The organism is Providencia manganoxydans (assembly GCF_016618195.1).
GTDB lineage: Bacteria > Pseudomonadota > Gammaproteobacteria > Enterobacterales > Enterobacteriaceae > Providencia > Providencia manganoxydans.
In genome coordinates, this window is sequence record NZ_CP067099.1 from 2298792 (window position 1) to 2320376 (window position 21585).

Here is a 21585-nt window from a genome sequence, read left to right on the forward strand (position 1 = left end):
TTATTTTTTAAGTTGTTTTAAAGGTTGTTCTTTTTGTTCAAGCCATGATTGTAAATAGGACATGTCATGGCGCTGGGGGATCCCCAGTAAAAAAATACGACCTGTTTCATCTACGGCGAGATCAAGCGCTTTATGAGAATCTATTAACTGAGTATCGTATTGAGAGAAACGTTGTTTTCCCAATGATGTGAGACAATGCAACTGTTGGTTATCACTTCCTCTCAATGCCAATGTTTGTGGCGCGCTTTCTTGATATGGTCCTGTGATTAACGCATCAATCAACCCATTCATATCTAAAATGTCTTGATGAATATCATCCCATTCATAACCGCTATAAACTAAAATGTCACCCTGAAAATCTTGCCGTAGTTCTGTTAATAAACATTGCAAAGCATCTCGTTGCTCAAATGGTTCTCCACCTGAAATGGTGATCCCATCCGCCTCTTGTAACCATGGTTTTAATTGCTGCATCAAAACCGTAATATCAATACCATTTTCTCGCCGATGCCAAGTGTCCGGTGACATACATCCTTTGCAATGTATAGAGCAGCCTTGAACCCATAAGCCAATACGTTGACCGGGCCCCAAAGTCGTGACAGGAAAATGAACTCGTGAAAGACTGATTTTTGTCATTTATTATTACGCCATCGGTTGCAGTAATATACGCGTTGATTCACCTATCTCTATATCTGTTATTTGATAAGCGCTATTCTCCACCAATTCGCTGTCAAAAATGGCTCGTGATAATGGATTAATTAAATATGCTTCTAATTGATTGCGTATACCGCGCCCACCATTCGATAAATCAGCTAAACAACGTGTTTTTAGTCTCTCTTTTGCCTGTTGGGAAATAACAATGTTTAATGACTGTTTTTCCAGATCTAATAGAATGTTATCAACCATTTGTTCAAAGATTTGCTCTGCCACATCTGGGCGAATAAAATCAAAAACAATGATATTTTCACCGATACGGTTTAATAATTCAGGCCGGTTAAGCACTAATTTGAAATGTCGCTCAATCTCATTTTTTACATTGCGAGTCACTGTTTCAAATGGTTCATGGGGTTGCACATTAGCAACGCGTTCCCCATTAGCATCTAAACGATAAATACCGAGGTTGGAAGTAAAGATGATCAGAGATTCAGAGAAATAAACGCGATCTCCCCGCCCTGAAGTTAAAACACCATCATCAATAATTTGTAAAAACTTATCCATTAGGTGAGGATGTGCCTTTTCAATCTCATCAAATAGCACAACACTAAAAGGTTTTTCTCTGATGGCATTGGTTAATTCGCCACCTGAATCATAGCCTACGTAACCAGGAGGAGCACCAATCAAACGTTGATCTGCATGTTCGGCACTAAACTCTGACATATCAAAACGAATATAAGCACTCTCATCGCCAAATAGCAGTTGAGTTACTGTTTTGGCTAATTCCGTTTTACCAACACCAGTTGGTCCCGCCAAAAAGACAACCCCTCTAGGACGGCCGCCTTTATGACCACCAACCCCTGTCATCGCGCGTTTGATAATATCGAGTAAATGGGTGACTGCATGCTGTTGCCCTTTAACCCTGCGTTGGATCATTTGTGGTGCATGACGAATTTTTTGTTTATCGATTTTTTTCCATGGATCTTCGGTAATACCTACTTTATAGCGACGTACAGCATCACTAATACGCACAGCGTCAACTTGCTCAATGCGCGCAAGCTGAATGATCGCAGTTAAATCAAGTAGCAGTAGACCTTCAGTTTCATCGATAAAATCATTAAGTAAACGCTGTTTTTCGCTTTCCTCTATATCGCTAAAGTTTGCTAGCGAAGACAATAAACTTGGCGCGAGTTGTCGGCGAACTTGGCTATCTGGCTTAGCCACCGAAATAGCGCGCACTCGTGGATTGTTGACTAAGAACCAATCAGGTAAATCCGTTTCCTTTTCCACAATCCAAAATAAGCTATTAAAATAAGGTTGATTTTTTTCGCCTGCTGGACGTGCTTTTGCTTGATGGGATACCACTAAAGCTCGAGTAAATAAACTGTGCTCTGCTGGCGTCAAATTAGCGCGGTGGGAAATTAAACATGAGGCGAAATCAATGCAAAGTGCTATCGGCTGTTCAGTACAATTTACCCATTTATCCAGCACTTGATTGAGGATATCTATTCCTCCTGCGGAATACCCTTCAGTGGGTGTTAACCCCAGTTTTTGCATGAGTGCCATCCCTGCCTCAACCTGTTTGGCTGGGTTAGCCACCCATTGGAACCCCAATAAAGGGGTATAGGTAATAATATGTGCGTAGCCAGCCTCAAATAAACTATTAAATAAGGATTGATTAAACGGTAATGGTGTCACCACATTAGGAGCAACTTCGCTTGCCTGAAGATCACGAACGTTGCCAAATAATACAAATTGGCTTTTTAATGGTATAAATCTCAGTAAATCGCGTAACCAACGTGGTTTTTGAAAAGCAGTTTCCATGACATCCTTTACCTTACATGAGCATTTTATTCAAGTTTACCGTAAATGTTCGATAAATAGCGCATTTATCTATAACAACAACCAATAATCTGAACATTCTCATTACATTTGGTTATTCATTCATCTTTGTGTTTAATATTTCTATATTCCATTGTAATTTATAAGCAATCAATCGCCTTAATTTACCCTAATATTGAATAAGTGAGCCGAGATGTCCCCTTCATTTGAAACCTATTTGCATCCAACGTTATCCAACTGTTCTATCACGACTAATCCACACAACATGGATATTACAGCCATTCATCAGTTTTTAACTCATTCGACTTGGGCTGCGGGTATTTCCCGTGAAACTGTGCAGTTATCTATTACCAATAGTTTATGTTTCGGATTATTTAAAGATGATAAGCAAATTGGATTTGCGAGGTTAGTGACTGATTACGCAACATTTGGTTATTTATGCGATGTATATATTGTAGAAGAATGGCGTAATCATAAATTGAGTCGTTGGTTAGTTGAATGTTGCCAACAGCACCCTGTTACTCAGCGTTTACGACGTATTATGTTAGTAACTTCGACCGCTTCTTGGCTTTACGAAAAAGTCGGTTATCGCCCAGTTAAGCAAGAGAATTTTGTTTGGCAAATTGTTCGGCCAGATATATATAAACAGTAAATAAATTTAACTGGCCGAATAAAAAAAAGTAATGTGAGATCATGTTAGATAATATGATTAAGTATCACTTTTATAATTTTTCATCTAAAAATAACCTTCGAAATGTGCTGCTAATTTATATAAAGTTAGCATATTGAATTAATAACACTCTCAACCATTTATTAGTATGTTGTTTTCCAGCTCAACTATCATGGTAGTTGAAGCTATTTCTACCATCGAAAACACTAAATATAATAATCCAGAAAATTTATTTATATCGAATGAATATCATTAAAGATATTAAGTAATTGCAATTTCAATAATATATCCCTTATAGTGTTATCAGATTGTTAATTAATTATATCCATCAGCATTATCGGTTGTTATGCCATTTTTTATCAAAAAATAAATTTATATCAGCTATTTATCCTTGTTCAGTATGGATGTTTAGTCGCGCCTCTATTTTATTATTTAAGTACTAGGGGCTGTTAATAGTTTACTCGTGATACTTCAAGTTGCTGCATTAACGATGTTCACTCGCACTAGTCATATCCTTATGTATGCGCCTAGTGACTTGTTTACTTTTTGCCTAGCTGTACTTCGAATTATCTAGAGTAAAGATTAAATAAGGAAGCTCTATGAATTCAACATTATCTTTAACGCAAAAATTACTCAGTTTTAATACTATTAATCCCCCCGGCAATGAAGCCGAATGTATGCAGTTTCTTGCGGATTATTTGAAGCACAAAGGTTTTGAAACGAAACTTCATTCATTTGGTGAACAACGCATGAATCTTCTCGCGTGGATCTCAGGTTCAAAGGCTGGTAAACCATTGGGTTTTACTGGACATATCGACACCGTTCCTTTAGGCAAAACACCTTGGAAGTTTGACCCATTTGGTCACGATATTCACGGAGACAAGCTCTATGGACGCGGAGTCAGCGATATGAAGGCTTCTATAGCTGCGTTTATCATTGCCTGTATACAGCAGCAAGCCGCTTTGCGTAACAGTACAGGGGTAGTGCTTTATTTAACCGGTGGTGAAGAAACGGGTTGTGATGGCGCAAAAGCACTGCTAGCTGAAGAACATGTTCCTGAACCCGGCGCCTTAATTGTGGGCGAGCCAACGAATAATTATCCTATTATCGGCCATAAAGGTGCTTTATGGTTACGCTGTGCTCTTAAAGGCAAAACGGCTCATGGCTCTATGCCTTCTTTAGGGATCAATGCCATTTATTTAGCCGTTGATGCCTTAGGCAAAATAAAAGATCATTCCCTTGGTGCTCCTCACCCTTTAATGTCTTCACCCACTATGAATGTAAGTCGAATTCAAGGTGGCGAGAATATTAACTCTGTCCCTGATTATGTTCATTTCGATATGGATATTCGCAGTGTCCCCAACTTACCACATCAGCAAATATCGCAGCAGCTGGCCGCTCTTTTAGGGGAAAGCGCTGTATTAACCACATTGGTTGATTTACCTGCCGTGTTAACCGATGAAAAGCACACTTGGGTTCGTCAAGTTTATCAACATTGCCAAGCCCTACACCAACAACCTTTAGAAGCAAAAACAATGCCTTATTTTACCGATGCTTCGTTATTAGTTCCCGCATTAGGTAATCCCCCTTGCATTGTATTAGGTCCGGGTGAACCTGAACAAGCACATCAAACGGATGAATATTGCTCTATCGTTAAAATGGAGGCAGCTAAGACACTGTATAGCAAAATTATTTCTGATTGGGCTTCAGCTTGAAGAATGGGTAAATAGCAATCATCAATGCGCAGTACGTACTCCAATTCTTTAGTCAACATAAGTAAAATAAACGAGGAGTCGTTACATGTACCAAAATACAGTAGAAGTCGAAACTATTACCAGTCAGGGCGCTATTTCTGACAAAACCTACAATAAGTTATATTGGCGTTTACTGCCTTTTTTAGCGCTGTGCTATATGTTTGCTTATATTGACCGCATTAATATGGGCTTCGCTAAGTTACAGATGCAGGATGCGATCAACCTTAGTGATGCTGCATATGGTTTAGGTGCAGGGATCTTCTTTCTTGGTTATGTACTGTTTGAAATACCAAGTAATCTGTATTTAACTAAGATCGGCGCAAAAAGAACGTTTGTCCGTATTATGATCTTATGGGGGCTAACATCTGCGTCCATGATGTTTGTCTCTTCTCCAACAATGTTTTATATATTACGTTTTTTACTTGGTGTTTTTGAAGCTGGCTTCTTCCCTGGTGTGATTTTCTATCTGACATTATGGTTTCCAGTTCAACGTATGGCATCTGCAATGGCATTACTTATGTTAGCAGCCCCAATTGGCAGCATTATTTGTGGCCCGTTATCAACATGGTTAATGACTCACTTTCATGGTGTCAATGGATTACAAGGTTGGCAATGGATGTTCATGTTGGAAGGCTTACCGTGCGTTCTTCTTGGTATTTGGGCTTGGTTCTATATTATAGATAAACCAGAGCAAGCTAGTTGGTTAACCAAAGAAGAAAAACAAGAACTTGCCTCTTCAATCTCCCAAAAACAGCAAAGCGTTATCAACCATGCATCGTTTTTAACTGCCATTAAAACACCACTTACCTATGCATTAGCTATTCTATACTTTTGTATTATGTGTGGTATTTATGCGATCAGTTTCTGGTTACCAACTATTTTGCAGTCACATGGCATTACTGATCTGATTGATATTGGTTTATATTCAGCTCTGCCCTATATTGCAGCCTTATTCAGCATGGTGATCTTATCCAAATCATCGGATATACGCCAAGAACGCCGTTTGCATGTTGCTATCCCTGCTCTCGTTGCGGGCCTTGCTTTATTTGCCTCTAACTATATGAGCAATTTTTTTCTGGCGATATTATTGCTAATTATTGCAACAGCATTAGTCTGGACAGCTTATACCATCTTTTGGTCTATCCCGTCTAAATATATGCAGGGAACTGCCGCTGCTGGTGGTATAGCTATGATCAATACCATTGGGTTATTTGGTGGCTTTTTAAGTCCTTATGTCTTAGGGTGGATCAAACAAACCACAGGCTCACTCACTTATGGCTTAATTTTAATGACAGTATTACTATTAATTGCTTCTGTGATTATGTTTAGCCAACGAAAAGTTTAACTTTAATGATTATTTAAATAGATGTTGAGAAGTATAGAATTACAACATCTATTTAGAATCCCCATTTCACTCTCACCGCAATTAAAACAAGATATCATTTAATATATTCTTCCAGTCTTATAAATGATTTTTATTATAAATTTAAATATTATCTTCAGTTTTTGTTATTAAAACCATTATCAATGTAATTAATTGTAATTATGGCATTAATCTATTGCGCTTAGTGTTATATCCAAGGTTTATACTATCATTAAATTAAACGCAGGAGGATTAGACCATGTCATTTCTCAGTTGGTTATTTGGCTTCAATAGAAAATCACGTTACTCCAACTATAATCGCTATTCTAAACATGGCGGTTACGCTAAACACGGTAGGCATCATGGACAATATGAATATCAAAACTGGGATGTTAACAGATCAGAACAACCCCTAATACAATGTAGGCAATGCCAATCTATTTTAAATAAGAATGCGAAATTCTGTAGTGAATGTGGTCTATCGGTATAAACAAAAGCGCCTCTCATTAAGGTACGCAAAATGAAACTATCTTTTTTTTACCAATTTAATCACTACCCATTGTATATGAAAAATTTTATTGCTTCGCCAACTAAAATGGGAACGTTATTACCCTCTTCACCTTGGCTATGCAATAATATTCTCAATAATATAGATTGGAAAAATAGCTATAAAATAGTGGAAATTGGCGCAGGCAACGGCGTTATTAGTCAATATATTTTACAACGTATGTCTTCATTAGCCAGTTTAGATCTCTATGAAATTAATAACGATTTCATTAAGATCCTCAATCAAATAGATGAGCACCGAATAACCGTACATCATCGTTCAGCAGAATATTTATTCGGGGACTATGACATTGTTATTTCAGGGCTCCCTTTTCGTTCATTAAGCAAGAAAACAGGTATGAAGATCCTGAAAAATACCCGAGAACGATTACTGAAAAATAATGGCAGTCTGATATTGTTTCAATATACAAAAGGTTGTGAATCTATGTTTTCACGTTACTTTCATTTTACCAAAGAAAGGGTTTACCTTAATGTTCCACCCGCTTGGGTCTATACTTGTAAGCCTAAGTTAGATTAAGAGTTAAACCATGAATAAATATACAATGTCACCTTAAAGTGGATTTTAAGGTGACATCAATCTTTTATTGTGCAGATAAGGTTTTCCTTCGTTGCAATAACCATTTATCTAATTCATTGGCAAATTGTTGGCGATCTCGTTGATTTAAACTTGCGGGTCCACCCGTTTGAACACCACTCGCCCTCATCGTATCCATAAAATCTCTTATTGTTAAACGTTCTCGAATAGTCGCTTCATTATAACGTTCCCCTCGCGGATTCAAGGCGATCGCCCCTTTTTCCATCACCTCAGCGGCCAAAGGAATATCCGCAGTGACGACCAAGTCCCCCTTCTGTGCACGACGTACAATTTCATTATCTGCAACATCAAACCCAGCGGGCACTTGTAGGGTACGTAAAAAAGCCGATGGCGGTACACTTAAACGCTGATTAGCAACGAATGTTATCTGAACTTCTTCGCGATCAGCCGCCCGATACAAAACCTCTTTGATGACTTTTGGACAAGCATCCGCATCAACCCAAATAAACATCAAGTTACTCCATAACAATTAAAATCGTGTTTTACCACTGAATAATAACAATTTGATTGCTCTTGATTTTAAGCTATTTTTTCCATCACTAAAATAAAAACTGATTGAAAGCTAGCATTCAGTGTAAATTCTTTATTATCAATAAGATCACAATAGCTTAAACTACTTCTTTCTCACTCACAAATCATGTTTTAATATCTAAATGACTTCTTTCATTAACGATGAGAGAAGTCATCATTGATAGCACAGTTTATTACTGTGCTATCACGAACTACAGTAATTGCTTAAATGTAGAAATAAACTTATCAACATCTTGCTGAGTCGTTGACCATGAAGTACACAGACGTAAACAGCTTAGCCCATCATCTGGCTCACAAATTTTGCGTAGTGCATAGTGCGCCATTAATTTTTTAGCTAATTCATCAGGAAGGATCACAAAAATTTGATTTGACTCAGGTGGAGCAAGGAAACTAAATCCTTTTTGTTCGAATAAGCTCACCAACTGTTGGGCTTTATCATTAACATATTTCCCTAATTCAAAAAATAAATCATCGGTAAAAAGTGCATCAAACTGCGCGGCTAATAACCAACCTTTGGCTTGTAATGCCCCTTTCTGCTTGATAGAAAAACGAAAATCAGATTTTAATGCAGGATGTAAGATAACCAATACCTCTGCGGCAAACGCACCAATTTTAGTACCGCCGATGTAAAACATATCGGTAAGCTGTGCAATATCTTCGATCGTCAAATCACTTTCTTTCGACATTAAACCAGATGCAAGGCGCGCACCGTCCATAAACAGTAATAACCCATGTTTATTACATTCCGCTTTCAGTGCTTGTAACTCTTGTTTACGGTAAACGGTACCAATTTCCGTTGAGTTGCTGATGTAAACCAATTTAGCTTGAACGGAATGTTCATCAGTATGCTCTGACAAAATCGCTTGGATATGCTTCGGCTCTAATTTTCCTGATCCAGAACTCACTGTAATCACTTTATGCCCAGTTGCTTCAATGGCTCCTGTCTCATGAGTTGCAATATGACCCGAGTCGACTGCAATTACAGCTTGATGTGGGCGAAGCACATGAGAAATCGCAGTTAGATTAGTGATTGTCCCACCATTAAAAAAGTGGAGATCCGCATCGTTGCGGCCGATCCTTTTCTTGATGTTATCTGTGATTTGCTGTGTATATTTATCCGTGCTATACCCGTCAAAACGTTTTCCGACTAAATCGTTTAATACTTGCATAACCCTTGGGTGTGCTATTTCGTTATAATCATTTTGAAAGCTATACATTACTATTCCTACTAATTAATATAGATTATTATTTATATTCGAATACTGCCCCATCTTCAATCAATCGATTGATATTGTTATTTTTAATTTTTCGTAGGATGTTTTAATAACGATTAGAAGGATGTTACTGGCTGCGCCGGAAAGTCAGGTTAATACGGCATTCCCCCAATACTGGGTGGCTACCTGCTTTTATGCTACGTATTCCATGGTAATTTAAGCGTGATTTTCCTCCCCAAACAACAACATCACCATGCTCTAATAAAAATACTTTTTTCGGTGCATCTCTGGTCAAGCCACCGAATTCAAACATTGCTGGTAAACCTAAAGAAAATGAAACGATTGGCTGTGAAAAATCAGTTTCATCTTTATCTTGATGCAAAGACAATTTAGCCCCAACGCCATAGCGATTCACCAAACAAGCATCAGGAGAGAAATGCTCAAATCCAACACTATTAGCGGCTTGTTGTGCCAATTCAAAGAAAATAGCCGGCATTTTTGGCCATGGTGATTGAGTGATAGGATCATCCATTTGATAGCGATACCCATTGAGATCGCTCACCCAGCCCCAAGATCCACAATTAGTCATTGATGCTGACATTGAATAACCACCGGGTGTTAGCATATGTCGAAATGGAGACTGTTGTATTACCTGCTCTAATGCAGCGAGCAGTTCTTGCCCATTCCCTAATAGATACCCTTTCAATAACCAAGCATCTTCAGCCATTAGCAAAGTATTTTCTTCATCTGAAAACAACATACCAACTCCAAGAAAATTAAAATCCGTGCAATAGTGTTAAACATCATGACGTTTTTTGACAGATGCCATTATACATTCATGTGAAAATTATTATTTTCCAATGTGACTATATAAATAGTTAATAATTTCAAATATCATTCGATTTACTAGATTTTCACCCATAAATAAATCTGTTTTTGATTAAATAAGGACAGTGCTAGAATATTATTAATCATATCGCGATATTTTATAAATATAGGATTTCACCTTTACATGACAAAATATCCTTACTATCTTGCTTTAGCTTTTTTCGTTTTTAGCTCATCCACATATGCACTGACTCTTCAACATAATGGTTTTTTACTTGATATCGAGCCTGATACCTTAAAAATAACGCATAAAAATGCGCTTATTAATGAGGGAATGTCACCAACTGCGGTGGATAAACTTAATACCAAGACAGATACAGCTCAGTGGTATTGGTCTGATAAACAAATGCAGGTCACCGCTCATCTCGAAAATCAGCAATTACGATTGCATTTTCAAACTTCAAAACAGCAAAAATTAGATTGGTATCAACTTCCTAAATCTGTTTCTGCACTCTATTTACCTATCGGTGAAGGTAGCCACGTTCCTATCAACAACCCAATTTGGCGACAATATTTAATTAATGAACAAAACGGGATTGATACCAATTATGATCTTAAATTACCGCTATGGAGCCAACAACAAAATCAAGTATATAGTTGGCTACTTGTCACTCCATTTAGCAATAAAATTACCTTTTCTGAGCAAGCTAATCAATTGCAGATGTCATCTAGTCACATATTTGACCAATTTAACCTTACTCAACCATTTGAAGTCATTCTTTCTATTGGCGAAAGTCCAATAGATGGTGCATTGGCTTATCGGCGCTATTTAGAATCGATAGATGAAATTAAAACCTTGCAACAAAAATTCCTTAATATCCCAGATGGCAATAAATTGATTGGTGCCTCTCATGTCTATATTTGGGGTAAAGGTTTATTGGATCAACAAGACATTAAAAACTGGTCAGGTTTAAATGAATATTTGCAATCACCTAAAGGTAAATCCATTTGGGATGCTCTTGATAAAGATGCACAACGTGCATTCAAAAAAATCAAACAATCTCCCCCTGAAAAATGGCAACAACCTTATTTAGTTAGTGCTCTTAATGAAGCTTTTAAAGTTGTCGTGCCTAATCCTAAAACGCCTGAAGACAGTGATTTCTTACTCTATCAACAAATTCAAGCACAAAAGATAGAACACATGGTGTTAAAACAACTTGGACCATGGCTAACTGGCAATGAAAATTGGGGGCAAGGTTTATCCATTCCACTAATCAATCAGTTGAACCTTCATGGATTACCTAAGTTATGGCTAGGTGTTGATAATTGGTCAGTGACTTTTTACCAGCCTGAAGCCGTTGAGCAGGCAGTAAAATTGGGTTACTTGATAGGAGCTTATGACTCATATGACACCGCGATCCCTATCGGAGTCAATGAGCATTGGCTAACCGCGCAAATTCCTACTGTTTTGCGACAAAAATGTGCCATCGTGCAACAAAATGGACAAAAAAGCCCTGGCTTTGGGGGAAAAGGCTATTACTTAAATCCAAACTGTATGCAAGATTATTCACAAACGCGTATCAAAGCGTTACTTGAACTGTCGCACATCAATAGCTTATTTCTCGATGTCGATGGCACCGGTATGGTGGTCAATGACTATAGTGATATTAATTCTATGAGTGCCGAGCAAATGACAGCTGCACGTAATGCGCGATTAGGTTGGATTGAAAAAACGCTTCGGATCCCATTAGGTTCAGAAGATGGTAATGCGGTGACCGCTAAACATCTTATGTTTGCTGATGGAATGGAAACATGGGGTTTTGGTTGGGGCGATAAAAGCATCCATAAAGATAAAAATTCACCTTATTATTTAGGCGCATGGTGGCCTGAAAGTGAGCCAGCTGTTTTTTTTAATAAAGCTAAGTTAAAACAACCCTATTTAACCGTTGAGTTTGATCCGCGTTGGCGACTGCCGCTCTATCAAACAGTATTTCACGACGCAATTATTAGCACACATCACTGGACATTTGATAACCTCAAATTCCCTGAAGTACAAACGACTAGAGAGTTATTAAGCCAATTATATAATACAGCGCCTTTATATAATTTAAGTCGAGGGACGATTAATCAGCGGCTCCCCGCAATGCTCAAATCCGATAGTGTTTTTCGGCCTATACACCAAGTATTATGGGATCAAAAACTAGTCGGATTTACATGGCTCGATAAAGAAGGTTGGGTACAACAAACCACCTTTAGCGATGGTTCAGTGATTATCGCTAATTTTGCCGATAAACCATTTAATGATGTGCCACCTCGTTCATTAAAAGCTATGTTATCGAATGGGAAAATCGTTAAACAAAGTTATCCTTAAAAGATAATGGGTTACTGGTTTAACGACAAAAAAAGCAAGCTGTATTCGACCATATTTTACGCTTGTTTTTAGCTCGAATAGCGCTATAAATAAGCGATTAAAACTGGTAGTTAACACCTAACATTAGTATTGAGTCATGATAACCATGGCTACCTATTTGGTAACCTACATTACCCCATATATTCAATTGGTTATTCAACTGCCCTTCGATACCAAACTTTAATTCTCCAGTGTCCTTTTTCCCTTTCTGTGTACTAATGACACCATTGGCACTCACGCCAAAATCCTTACTATTATGGTTCCAATTTGCTTCAATATAGGAATAAAACAGGCTATTTTTATCTGTAGATTGAACATTCACTCCATTGATTAATAGTCTAATACCTACACGTGATTGAATATTACCATCACCAATACCTTTCACTTCAGTACCATTTGCTTCGTAATGAATATCGGGTTTAATTCCCATCCAAATTAACTGTACACTAGGCTGAATAAAATAAGCGATATTTTTTGTCGTGTTTTCAGCCAATTTCAGCGTATAGCCAGCCTCAATAGAGTTAGTTATCCCTTTCAATTTATATTGTTCACTTGCTAATCCTTCGCCTGAAACAGTGTTGTTAAATAGGCTATACATTAACCAATGTATCGACATATAAACCGGTATTATCAACAGTATTTGCCCCTCCTAACCCGTACACTCCAAAACTGTAACCGCGTAACATCCCCTCTGCATTGTAATGAGAAAGACTTGAGTGAGTATTGCTACGGCTTTCACCATAACCTGCCATCACACCAAAACTAAAACGAGCTACTTTCTGTTCAACCCACTGTACTAAATCTTTTCCTAGCTGAAAAACATAACTGTTAGACTGTGTTTTTAGTTGAGCGTGTGTATCATTTATTTGCTGGTGGCGACCTTCACTGCGGATCCATAAATTGTTAAGTCTTTTGGTATTTGTAGTTTGTGATTGAGCTTGCATGATCCCAAACGGTTGGAAAATACGTAATGCCACACCAACTTCTTGAGCGACACCTTTACGATCTTGGAGTGAAGGCATAAATAATGTATTTGCTGTTGATAGGCTTGCCGAATAAATCCCGAGCTCAGGCCTTTCAATTGCAACACTCTCTTCAATCAAGGTCGGTTCAGTTGATATCTTTGTTTCAGTAGAGAGAGCGGGTTCGATAGGTAGAGTCAGCGCTTCTGTAGGTATCGATTCAATAGGTTGTGTGATTATCTCTGGTTTCTCGGCTGCTATAAAAGTACTAATTAACTTCCAATCTTTATTATTGCTAGCCTTAGTTAGCCAATAATCATATGCTCCCGCCACAATACGGCCTGTTTGAATGAACTCCCCATTAGATTCTCCACCTATTTGGATTACTCGTATTCCATTGAGTGTTGCTGCTCCCATTCCTCCTACATTATTAATAGTTACATAGGTCGAACCAGAAGTACTTCCTGTAATATATAATAAATCACTAGCTGAATTATCATCATTTAATTCAGTATTTAAGAGCAAATACCCATTGTTACCCATATAATTCCCATCAAGTGTAAAATTATCACCCGCTAGTGCATTATCTAAACTGATAGTTCCTGAGTTATTAAAGTTGGTTACTGTTAATATTGTCGATTGATATCCCCCAAAGGACTCCAAATTGGCAGCGGTTATTAATCCATGGTTGTCTAATGTACTTTTTGAGTTTCCGAGGAAACTTATTCCCCCAGATAGATCCCAAATGCTACCAACATTATTGGTCCTGCTATATTGTCCCCCGTAAGAGATGACAGTAATATTTGCCCTTTGATTAGACCATTATTAACAATAGTATGTGTCACCTCATAAGGATACATACCCCATTGACTCTTGATTGCATTGGATGACGATAAATCTGAAATATTACGTATAGTGCCAGAGTTAGTGATTTCAATAGCAACATCTTTCTTAGCGATGACATCATTGTAAGGCTGTATCTCAATCCCCGTTGCTGATCCTTCAATCAGGCTGTCTTGTTGTACATTGATAGAGATCGGTTTAGTACTTTGAGTAAAGATACCATAACTACCATTCCCTAAAGCTGTTACTAATCCTGTTGTTGTAATGGAAATAAATCCAGTTCCAGAACCGAGATCGACAGCATAAATTCCACTTCCTTCAGATAAAATATCATTCACATTAATAATTAATGATTTTGCATTTTCACTATTAATAATATTGACAGCATAAGCATTTTTTCCCATAGAGTGAATTTCACCAGTGACATTAATAATGCTTTCTCCATTGCCATAATTTTGAAATGAAATACCGCCTATACCAGCAATAATATTAGTTGCTGTGATATATGCATTATCGGCATAGCTTGTGCCTGTGATCCCCCAGCCATTTGTAGAAACTGTATCCCCTGTAGCAATTAAAGTAATATTTTTACCATTCTCTCCAAAACTCGATACATTAATTGCACTCGCATAATGGTCAGTAACTAATGTATTAGCAACTTGCAAAGTCAGCTCCTCTGCATTTTTACTAATACTTGCGGCTATAGCGGCACGACCTATATCACCTAAATTAATGACATCTCCGGTTAGCTTGACGAAAAGATCGCCATTTTCACTTGATACGTACATCCCAAAGCCAACGCTGGAAATAGTTGATTTATAATCATCAATCAACGTTATGCCATTGCCATTAGATGCTAACATCATGGAATAATTGCTTTGAGTTGAAAGGCCAAATCCGTCTGTTGTCGTCACTATGGTAGGTTTACCACTAACACCAAGTAGAATAATTGTTTGGTCATTGTCAGTGATCCCCCCTGAACAAACATAAACCCCCAGTTCTCCAGTGCAGTTTCCTCCTTGTGCCGTTTCAACCATAAAAGTCAGCATGCTCAGTATTATCTGTTGACGAATACGAAATAGTTTACGCATAACTGCAACCTTTTCGTGAGTAATTGTTACACGTGAATGAAACGCTAGATAAGAGATAAGGAGAGGATTAACAACCGATCTGACGACATAATAGATTTACAAATAACCCGCCTATATATAATTTAGGCGGGCAATGGCACAATGTCGATATTATCAGATCAAATCTTAGTCTGAATTTCAGAAATAAAGGTGTTACTTAATATCAAAAAATCAATAGACACTGTCGCTCAACATTGGGATGTTTTCCGTATTTCTATTTATTACCGCTATGCCAAGACATAATCAAGGCTAATGATTTTGTTCCCAAACCGCTTTGACCTGCCAATGCTCATCAAAATTTGAGTGATTTTTACACGAATCTATCGATTGCTTTACTTTTTCTGCTTGCAACTTTAATTCTTTTGTTAAGCTACCGCAAAGGTTAAGGTGTTTTCGGATGACTTTTAAGTTTTTTTATTGTTACTTTGCATATGCTTTTGTTCGATAAATAACAAACTAATTCACAAGATTTGGATATAAAATGACTAATAATGCGCCAATTACACTCTATTATGATTCATTTGGCGATCGCGCTAACCCCGCGGTCGTATTGATACCGGGCTTAGGTGGCCATAACATTAGTTGGTCAGAAGACTTTTGCCAACGACTGGTAAATGCAGGTTATTATATAATTCGTGTTGATAACCGTGACAGTGGTCTGTCACCCCATTTTGATCATTTCCCTGAGATCAATATTCCTGAATTGATTGAACGATTACAACGTGGTGAACACGTTGATATTCCTTATACCTTATTTGATATGGCGGAAGATGTTCTAAGGCTGTTAAACCAACTATCGATTGAAAAAGCACATATTATTGGTCGTTCAATGGGGGGGATGGTTGCACAATTAGTTGCGGCTTTAGCGCCTGAAAACGTATTAAGTTTATGTCCTATTATGTCAAGTACAGGCAACCCTGCTTTACCACAGCCAGAGCCTGACGTGATGCAACTATTGATGAGTTCAGGTGCAAATCCAAAAGAAGATCTTGATGGGTATCTAGAAGGTCAATTGGCATTTTATCGGCGTATCAGCTCGACACTTTTTCCATTCGACGAAGCTTATTATCGTCATTATATACTGCAAGCCTTAGCACGCAATTATTCACCAAAAGGGACTAAACGTCAGCTAGTTGCAGTCGCTATTACGGGAGATATGCGTCCTCATCTAACCACGATCACGGCACCAACGCTAGTGATCCATGGTTCAGTAGATCCATTGTTCCCTACCGCTGCGGGGAAAGATATTGCCGACAATATTGCAAATGCTACTTTTGATTTGATATCAGATATGGGGCATGAAACGCCACCACTATTAATTCCTCTAATAGCAGATAAAATCATTACACATTTAAATTCTGCTAGTAGTGAATAACTCATAATAAGACCGCTTAGGCGGTCTTATTGAGGTTACTGACGAAGCAGGATAAAGCGTGGTTTTTCCCGCTCCGTGTTATCAGCCGAAAATCAATGAATAGATTTTCCTTGTTTATTTCAGAATCTCTAACGACTGCCGCCAAACATGATATGTTTGTCAACAGTCTTATTCATTATAACCAGCCCTGTTTTTTATGTTGTATACAGATTGGGCACAATCGCTCATTTTGCTGCCAAGCAGAGAAAGGTAATCGGCATCGTTCACAATGTGCATCGTAGTATTGAAAAGTAACAGGTTCATTGTCTTTTGCTACCTGCGGTTTAACTTGGAGCGATTTAGGAAAACAAACCACCTGACAGCTCATACACCCTGTACACCGCTTTTCATCAAAATTAAATTGGTGATTGCCAAAAGTAATCGCTTGCTCATCACAAACTTTGGCACAAGCGCCACAAAGAATGCAACTTTCCGGATCTAACTCAATATGGAACCAGCTGTCTTGCGGATAGAACTGTTTACGTGCATTGAGTCCTGTACGTACTTGCCCTTTATTTAAAGGTACCTCGTCTAACTTTTGTCGGAAAAACATTAAACGACGACCACTGTCTACCTCGGGGGGTTGCGTCATGATCAATTGCCAAACAGGCTCTTGAAGTGTTTTAAGCTTTAAGTTTAGTGCCGCTAATACAGGTAACCACTTATCAACTAACGGTTCCGCAATTTCTATCCCATCGATTTGATATTGCTTATGCCAAACCAGTAGCTCTTCTACGCTGGCTAAAGGTTCATCATGGCTGATCACTAAATGATTGTTCTGATAGGTACGTTCATGGGGCGAAATGTTATCAATCGCATCAACAGGACAAGAAAATAAGCAATTGCCACATTGATAACAGAGTTGATTATTGATTACCGCATCCATAGTATCAAAGGCAATCGCATCGACAGGACAAACTTGTGCACAGCTGTCACAAACGCTATTTTTGAGGCGTTTTCTTACACATTTATCATTGATAACGGGTTCAGGTGGAAGCTCCACACGAATAAAACGCCTCATATAACTAAACTCCATGACCTAGCAACAAACAAAATAACGCTTAAAATCGATAAATATCTTAACATGCTTTGATTAGGCAGATCAGTTGTCAAATCAAATCATCAGTAAAAACAAGTAATATGCTGTGAATATAAGCGGGCTCAGGAGGCGTAGTCCCCTCTATACCACTTGCATTCGATAATCATTATTTTATTTATTAAGAGAAAATTTCCGTTGCGCTTGGTCGAAGCTCGGCCTTCTCACCTGTGGCAACTCTTTTTCCCATAGTGGATTAGTTTTAATATGATATCCCTCTGCTTTCGCTGCTTTGACCAGCTCAACTAACTCTTCTTTAGTATTGATCATGCACAATGGGTCAAAGTGACCTATCTTTCGGGGTAACGCAAAAGTTGCAGGGAAATTAGCCTCTAATTCACTAACTGGATTAGTCGCATCAATGCTGTGATGTACCACTTTTTCACCGTCACCAACCAATGCTTGGTTGATCAATGGGATCATTTCACGAACACGTAACGAAGCATTACCAATTTCTTTATCTTCATTTTTATAAAAATTCTGCGGATCTTTATAGTATTGAAATAACGCTGAATCCGTTGAGGTGCGACGATACTGGCTAAATCGACGTAAGAAAACTTCATGGGCTACATCTTGAATTGGTAGATTATCTTTTACGCCAAAATCCTCCAAACAGGGGCCAATCAGTAACAAATCATAGTCCGCTGTCAAAGGCAGTGTCGATTGTTTAGGTGAAAGTACTTGTAGCTGTTTTCCATGGTAAGAAACAAGGTATCTCTGATACCCAACGTCCCATTTAGCTTCAAATTGATACGTTTGAAGACTTGGCGCTGTTGCTGTGAATTGGATAATGCCATCTTCATTTTCAAGTGACAGAGAATCAATAGCTTTGAGCTGACATAATGTATGTAAGCGATCATAAGTGACCGCCAATGGCACTGACTCAGCATGCTGTTCTGCAATGCATTGTTCAATCAAACGATTGTATTTTTTTATTTGTTCAGTTGATTTATTTTCTAATTTACTAAACCGCTGATCGGTACAAATCAACCCTGCTTGAGCCCCCCATGAAGCACTTTTTCCTTTAATATGAAAGCTTTTAGTAGGATACCCTGCGGCAATAAGATCTGTGGCTAGTCGATCAACAGGTCGAACACCAATAATACAGTTTTGCGTTTGTGCAACAGCTTGCAGAGGAGCTAAATGTGTACTGACAAGTCCTGACGTTTCACTGACCTTTTTAACCAGTTGATCTATATGCTCACCTTGTGTGGATTCTACTGTTTGGTGGTTTAATGATGTTTCTGGTTGCAATAGTAATATTGGTTTATTATTTAATTTAATCATTGAATTCTCCTTATCTACTCATTTTTCACCATTCCTTTTTACTCGTAAAAATAAAATTTTCACTTAATAATTTTGCAGCACCAATAACTACCTACAACTAACAATAAATACCTAATCATTAATAATTACAATTATTTATAAAAAATCGCATATTGCGATAATACAAATTTACTTAATATATGTAGAATATAGCTAGGTTAGTTATTTGATTAGTGCATTCAACTGCCTAATGATCTCATTAAGCTTTTCTTCATCGTTAAGAACATATTGACGAGAAGGATCCTACTCCTCCCATGCTGAAATAAGGTCTGTACATGAACAATTTCGAATTTTATAACCCAACCCGTATTGTATTTGGTGAAGGAAAAATCGTTGAGTTGAACAGATTGATCCCTAAAGAAGCGAAAGTATTGATTCTTTTTGGTGGCGAAAGTGCCCGTAAAACAGGCACATTAGATGAAGTAGAAAAAGCACTTGGTCACCGCCAAATTGGCCTATTTGGCGGCATCGAAGCCAACCCACGTTATGAAACATTAATCAAGGCTGTCGAACAAATTAAGCAAGAAGGCTATGACTACCTATTAGCTGTAGGTGGTGGCTCAGTGATTGACGGCACCAAATTTGTTGCCGCAGCTGTTAATTTTGAAGGTGATAGCTGGGACATCTTGACCAGTGGTGGTGCAAAAGTGACCTCCGCCCTACCTTTTGGTACCGTTTTAACGCTACCTGCAACAGGATCTGAAATGAATAAAGGTTCTGTGATCACACGTGAATCGACACAATCCAAACGGGCATTTATGCATGATAGTGTCTATCCACAGTTTTCCATTTTAGATCCAGTAAAAACTTTTACACTTCCACCACGCCAAATCAGTAATGGTGTTGTGGATGCATTTGTCCACGTAATGGAACAATATTTAACCTATCCCGCGAATGCGCCGGTACAAGACGTATTTGCTGAAGGGTTATTAAAAACCTTGATTGATATTGGTCCTAAAGCCTTAGCCACCCCACACGACTACGATATCAGAGCGAGTTTAATGTGGACTGCCACACTGGCCTTGAATGGCTTAATTGGTGTTGGTGTCCCTCAAGACTGGTCGACGCATATGTTAGGCCATGAGTTAACCGCGTTATATGGTTTAGACCATGCACAAACACTCGCTATTGTTTTACCTTCTATGTTGATTGAGAAATTACCACAAAAACAAGCTAAACTCGCTCAGTATGCTGAACAAGTATGGGGAGTTCATGATGGTTCAGATAAACAAAAGGCATTACAGGCCATTGAACTAACACGCGAGTTTTTTGAACGCATGCAGGTCAAAACACGTTTAAGTGACTATAACCTTGGTCAAGATGTTATTGAGCCGTTGATCGAGAGTTTGACGAAAAATGGTATGACCGCGTTAGGTGAACATCATGATATTACACCTGAAATCAGTCGCCGTGTTTATGTTGCATCCTTATAAATCTTACGTTCCTACCTCATCTGGTGGGAACGCTAATTAGGAGATAAAATGAGCAATTCAACCTATACGCCACCTAAAGTTTGGCATTGGGAAGCCGGTAATGGCGGTAAGTTTGCTAATATCAACCGCCCTATTTCTGGTGCGACACATGAGAAAGAGCTGCCTATTGGTAAGCATCCATTACAACTCTACTCTTTAGGAACACCAAACGGCCAAAAAGTCACCATCATGTTAGAAGAGCTACTTGAATTAGGTATTAAAGAAGCTGAATATGATGCTTGGCTCATTAATATTGGTGATGGTGATCAATTCGGTTCTGGGTTCGTAGAAATCAATCCTAACTCAAAAATTCCTGCTCTCGTTGATAGAAGTGGTTCTCAGCCCATTCGTGTATTTGAATCAGGTTCGATTCTGACCTATTTAGCCGAGAAATTTTCTACATTTTTACCAACCACCCAACCTGAACGTGCAGAAACGTTGTCTTGGCTATTTTGGCAAATGGGTTCAGCACCTTTCGTAGGTGGGGGGTTTGGACACTTCTTTGCTTACGCACCAGAAAAATTTGAGTACCCAATCAACCGATTTGCCATGGAAACGAAGCGTCAACTCGATGTGTTAGATAAACGTTTAGCCCAAAATCAGTTTGTAGCAGGTGAACATTATTCTATCGCTGATATCGCTATCTGGCCTTGGTACGGTGCTTTGGTTAAAGGTTGGCAATATGATGCAGGTGAATTCCTGAGCGTACATGAATATAAACATTTGATACGTTGGGCTGATGAAGTCTATGCACGTCCGGCTGTACAACGTGGCCGCAGGGTAAATCGCTTACAAGGCGATCCTGCACAACAAGTGCGTGAACGCCATGATGCCAGTGATTTACGATAACCCAACCCTGTTATAATCTCCCATCAAGCCTTACACTGTAAATTGTAAGGCTTGATGATCCTTAATGC

At 38.4% G+C, this 21585-nt stretch carries 18 protein-coding genes; 8 read left to right on the forward strand and 10 right to left on the reverse strand.

Translation table 11 applies throughout. The annotated features are described in order from the left end of the window. Positions 1-633, reverse strand: coding sequence for a 4Fe-4S single cluster domain-containing protein (locus JI723_RS10225; protein ID WP_319066092.1), 633 nt, complete (start codon positions 631-633; stop codon positions 1-3). 6 nt (positions 634-639) lie between these two features. Beyond that, entirely contained in the window at positions 640-2475 is a 1836-nt protein-coding gene (locus JI723_RS10230) for an AAA family ATPase (RefSeq protein WP_319066090.1), read from the reverse strand. A gap of 211 nt (positions 2476-2686) precedes the next feature. Between JI723_RS10230 and JI723_RS10235 the strand changes: the two genes are divergently transcribed. The 4 genes from JI723_RS10235 (at position 2687) to JI723_RS10250 (ending at position 7364) form a co-directional block, all read left to right on the forward strand. Continuing rightward, positions 2687-3145 (forward strand): GNAT family N-acetyltransferase, encoded by a 459-nt coding sequence (locus JI723_RS10235; protein ID WP_319066088.1) that lies wholly within the window; start codon positions 2687-2689, stop codon positions 3143-3145. A 617-nt stretch (positions 3146-3762) separates the two neighbouring features. Next, on the forward strand, positions 3763-4878 hold the full coding sequence (locus tag JI723_RS10240; protein ID WP_140186490.1) for a M20 family metallopeptidase: 1116 nt from the start codon (positions 3763-3765) through the stop codon (positions 4876-4878). Positions 4879-4963: 85 nt separating this feature from the next. Continuing rightward, positions 4964-6262, forward strand: coding sequence for an MFS transporter (locus JI723_RS10245; protein WP_140186488.1), 1299 nt, complete (start codon positions 4964-4966; stop codon positions 6260-6262). Between the two features lie 538 nt (positions 6263-6800). Continuing rightward, positions 6801-7364 carry a class I SAM-dependent methyltransferase gene (locus JI723_RS10250; RefSeq protein ID WP_140180033.1) on the forward strand — a complete coding sequence of 188 codons (564 nt, stop codon included), beginning with the start codon at positions 6801-6803 and terminating at the stop codon, positions 7362-7364. 64 nt (positions 7365-7428) lie between these two features. On the opposite strand, the gene JI723_RS10255 is transcribed toward JI723_RS10250, so the two are convergent. The 3 genes from JI723_RS10255 to alkB all read right to left on the reverse strand — a co-directional run bounded on the left by JI723_RS10255 (position 7429) and on the right by alkB (position 9947). Beyond that, the gene (locus JI723_RS10255) at positions 7429-7893 is read right to left on the reverse strand and encodes a YaiI/YqxD family protein (RefSeq protein ID WP_140186486.1); all 465 of its coding nucleotides are present in this window, start codon (positions 7891-7893) and stop codon (positions 7429-7431) included. 271 nt (positions 7894-8164) lie between these two features. Continuing rightward, the gene (locus tag JI723_RS10260; protein WP_272579848.1) at positions 8165-9190 is read right to left on the reverse strand and encodes a threonine aldolase family protein; all 1026 of its coding nucleotides are present in this window, start codon (positions 9188-9190) and stop codon (positions 8165-8167) included. Positions 9191-9314: 124 nt separating this feature from the next. Beyond that, positions 9315-9947 carry a DNA oxidative demethylase AlkB gene (gene alkB / locus JI723_RS10265; protein ID WP_319066082.1) on the reverse strand — a complete coding sequence of 211 codons (633 nt, stop codon included), beginning with the start codon at positions 9945-9947 and terminating at the stop codon, positions 9315-9317. Between the two features lie 252 nt (positions 9948-10199). Between alkB and JI723_RS10270 the strand changes: the two genes are divergently transcribed. After that, positions 10200-12386, forward strand: coding sequence for a glycoside hydrolase (locus tag JI723_RS10270; RefSeq protein ID WP_319066080.1), 2187 nt, complete (start codon positions 10200-10202; stop codon positions 12384-12386). Positions 12387-12483: 97 nt separating this feature from the next. On the opposite strand, the gene JI723_RS10275 is transcribed toward JI723_RS10270, so the two are convergent. From JI723_RS10275 to JI723_RS10285, 3 genes are read right to left on the reverse strand one after another with little or no spacing between them, the layout of a single operon-like run. After that, positions 12484-13041, reverse strand: a complete 558-nt coding sequence (locus JI723_RS10275) for an autotransporter outer membrane beta-barrel domain-containing protein (RefSeq protein WP_319066079.1) — start codon at positions 13039-13041, stop codon at positions 12484-12486. Next, entirely contained in the window at positions 13016-14050 is a 1035-nt protein-coding gene (locus JI723_RS10280; protein WP_319066078.1) for an autotransporter outer membrane beta-barrel domain-containing protein, read from the reverse strand. Before JI723_RS10280 ends, JI723_RS10275 begins: the two co-directional genes overlap by 26 nt. Positions 14051-14109: 59 nt before the next feature. Then, complete coding sequence (locus tag JI723_RS10285; protein WP_319066077.1) at positions 14110-15321, reverse strand: hypothetical protein; 1212 nt, start codon at positions 15319-15321, stop codon at positions 14110-14112. 520 nt (positions 15322-15841) lie between these two features. Between JI723_RS10285 and JI723_RS10290 the strand changes: the two genes are divergently transcribed. Beyond that, positions 15842-16735 carry an alpha/beta fold hydrolase gene (locus JI723_RS10290; protein ID WP_272579842.1) on the forward strand — a complete coding sequence of 298 codons (894 nt, stop codon included), beginning with the start codon at positions 15842-15844 and terminating at the stop codon, positions 16733-16735. A gap of 175 nt (positions 16736-16910) precedes the next feature. Here the strand turns inward: JI723_RS10290 and JI723_RS10295 are convergent, their stop codons facing one another. Next, positions 16911-17795, reverse strand: coding sequence for a 4Fe-4S binding protein (locus tag JI723_RS10295; RefSeq protein WP_319066075.1), 885 nt, complete (start codon positions 17793-17795; stop codon positions 16911-16913). A gap of 189 nt (positions 17796-17984) precedes the next feature. After that, on the reverse strand, positions 17985-19157 hold the full coding sequence (locus JI723_RS10300; protein ID WP_272579840.1) for an anthrax toxin-like adenylyl cyclase domain-containing protein: 1173 nt from the start codon (positions 19155-19157) through the stop codon (positions 17985-17987). 314 nt (positions 19158-19471) lie between these two features. Here JI723_RS10300 and JI723_RS10305 point away from each other — a divergent pair, with 314 nt between their 5' ends. Beyond that, positions 19472-20629: an iron-containing alcohol dehydrogenase gene (locus JI723_RS10305; RefSeq protein WP_272579839.1), complete on the forward strand. Its 1158-nt coding sequence runs from the start codon at positions 19472-19474 to the stop codon at positions 20627-20629. A 48-nt stretch (positions 20630-20677) separates the two neighbouring features. Then, positions 20678-21517: a glutathione-dependent disulfide-bond oxidoreductase gene (yghU, locus tag JI723_RS10310; protein WP_140180058.1), complete on the forward strand. Its 840-nt coding sequence runs from the start codon at positions 20678-20680 to the stop codon at positions 21515-21517. Positions 21518-21585 lie beyond the last annotated feature (68 nt).

What these genes read in the sequence shown, in the direction of transcription:
- JI723_RS10225 (WP_319066092.1), bottom strand. Translation starts at nt 633, where the DNA reads ATGACAAAAATCAGTCTTTCACGAGTTCATTTTCCTGTCACGACTTTG.
- JI723_RS10230 (WP_319066090.1), bottom strand. Translation starts at nt 2,475, where the DNA reads ATGGAAACTGCTTTTCAAAAACCACGTTGGTTACGCGATTTACTGAGA.
- JI723_RS10235 (WP_319066088.1), top strand. Translation starts at nt 2,687, where the DNA reads ATGTCCCCTTCATTTGAAACCTATTTGCATCCAACGTTATCCAACTGT.
- JI723_RS10240 (WP_140186490.1), top strand. Translation starts at nt 3,763, where the DNA reads ATGAATTCAACATTATCTTTAACGCAAAAATTACTCAGTTTTAATACT.
- JI723_RS10245 (WP_140186488.1), top strand. Translation starts at nt 4,964, where the DNA reads ATGTACCAAAATACAGTAGAAGTCGAAACTATTACCAGTCAGGGCGCT.
- JI723_RS10250 (WP_140180033.1), top strand. Translation starts at nt 6,801, where the DNA reads ATGAAACTATCTTTTTTTTACCAATTTAATCACTACCCATTGTATATG.
- JI723_RS10255 (WP_140186486.1), bottom strand. Translation starts at nt 7,893, where the DNA reads ATGTTTATTTGGGTTGATGCGGATGCTTGTCCAAAAGTCATCAAAGAG.
- JI723_RS10260 (WP_272579848.1), bottom strand. Translation starts at nt 9,190, where the DNA reads ATGTATAGCTTTCAAAATGATTATAACGAAATAGCACACCCAAGGGTT.
- alkB (WP_319066082.1), bottom strand. Translation starts at nt 9,947, where the DNA reads ATGTTGTTTTCAGATGAAGAAAATACTTTGCTAATGGCTGAAGATGCT.
- JI723_RS10270 (WP_319066080.1), top strand. Translation starts at nt 10,200, where the DNA reads ATGACAAAATATCCTTACTATCTTGCTTTAGCTTTTTTCGTTTTTAGC.
- JI723_RS10275 (WP_319066079.1), bottom strand. Translation starts at nt 13,041, where the DNA reads ATGTCGATACATTGGTTAATGTATAGCCTATTTAACAACACTGTTTCA.
- JI723_RS10285 (WP_319066077.1), bottom strand. Translation starts at nt 15,321, where the DNA reads ATGCGTAAACTATTTCGTATTCGTCAACAGATAATACTGAGCATGCTG.
- JI723_RS10290 (WP_272579842.1), top strand. Translation starts at nt 15,842, where the DNA reads ATGACTAATAATGCGCCAATTACACTCTATTATGATTCATTTGGCGAT.
- JI723_RS10295 (WP_319066075.1), bottom strand. Translation starts at nt 17,795, where the DNA reads ATGAGGCGTTTTATTCGTGTGGAGCTTCCACCTGAACCCGTTATCAAT.
- JI723_RS10300 (WP_272579840.1), bottom strand. Translation starts at nt 19,157, where the DNA reads ATGATTAAATTAAATAATAAACCAATATTACTATTGCAACCAGAAACA.
- JI723_RS10305 (WP_272579839.1), top strand. Translation starts at nt 19,472, where the DNA reads ATGAACAATTTCGAATTTTATAACCCAACCCGTATTGTATTTGGTGAA.
- yghU (WP_140180058.1), top strand. Translation starts at nt 20,678, where the DNA reads ATGAGCAATTCAACCTATACGCCACCTAAAGTTTGGCATTGGGAAGCC.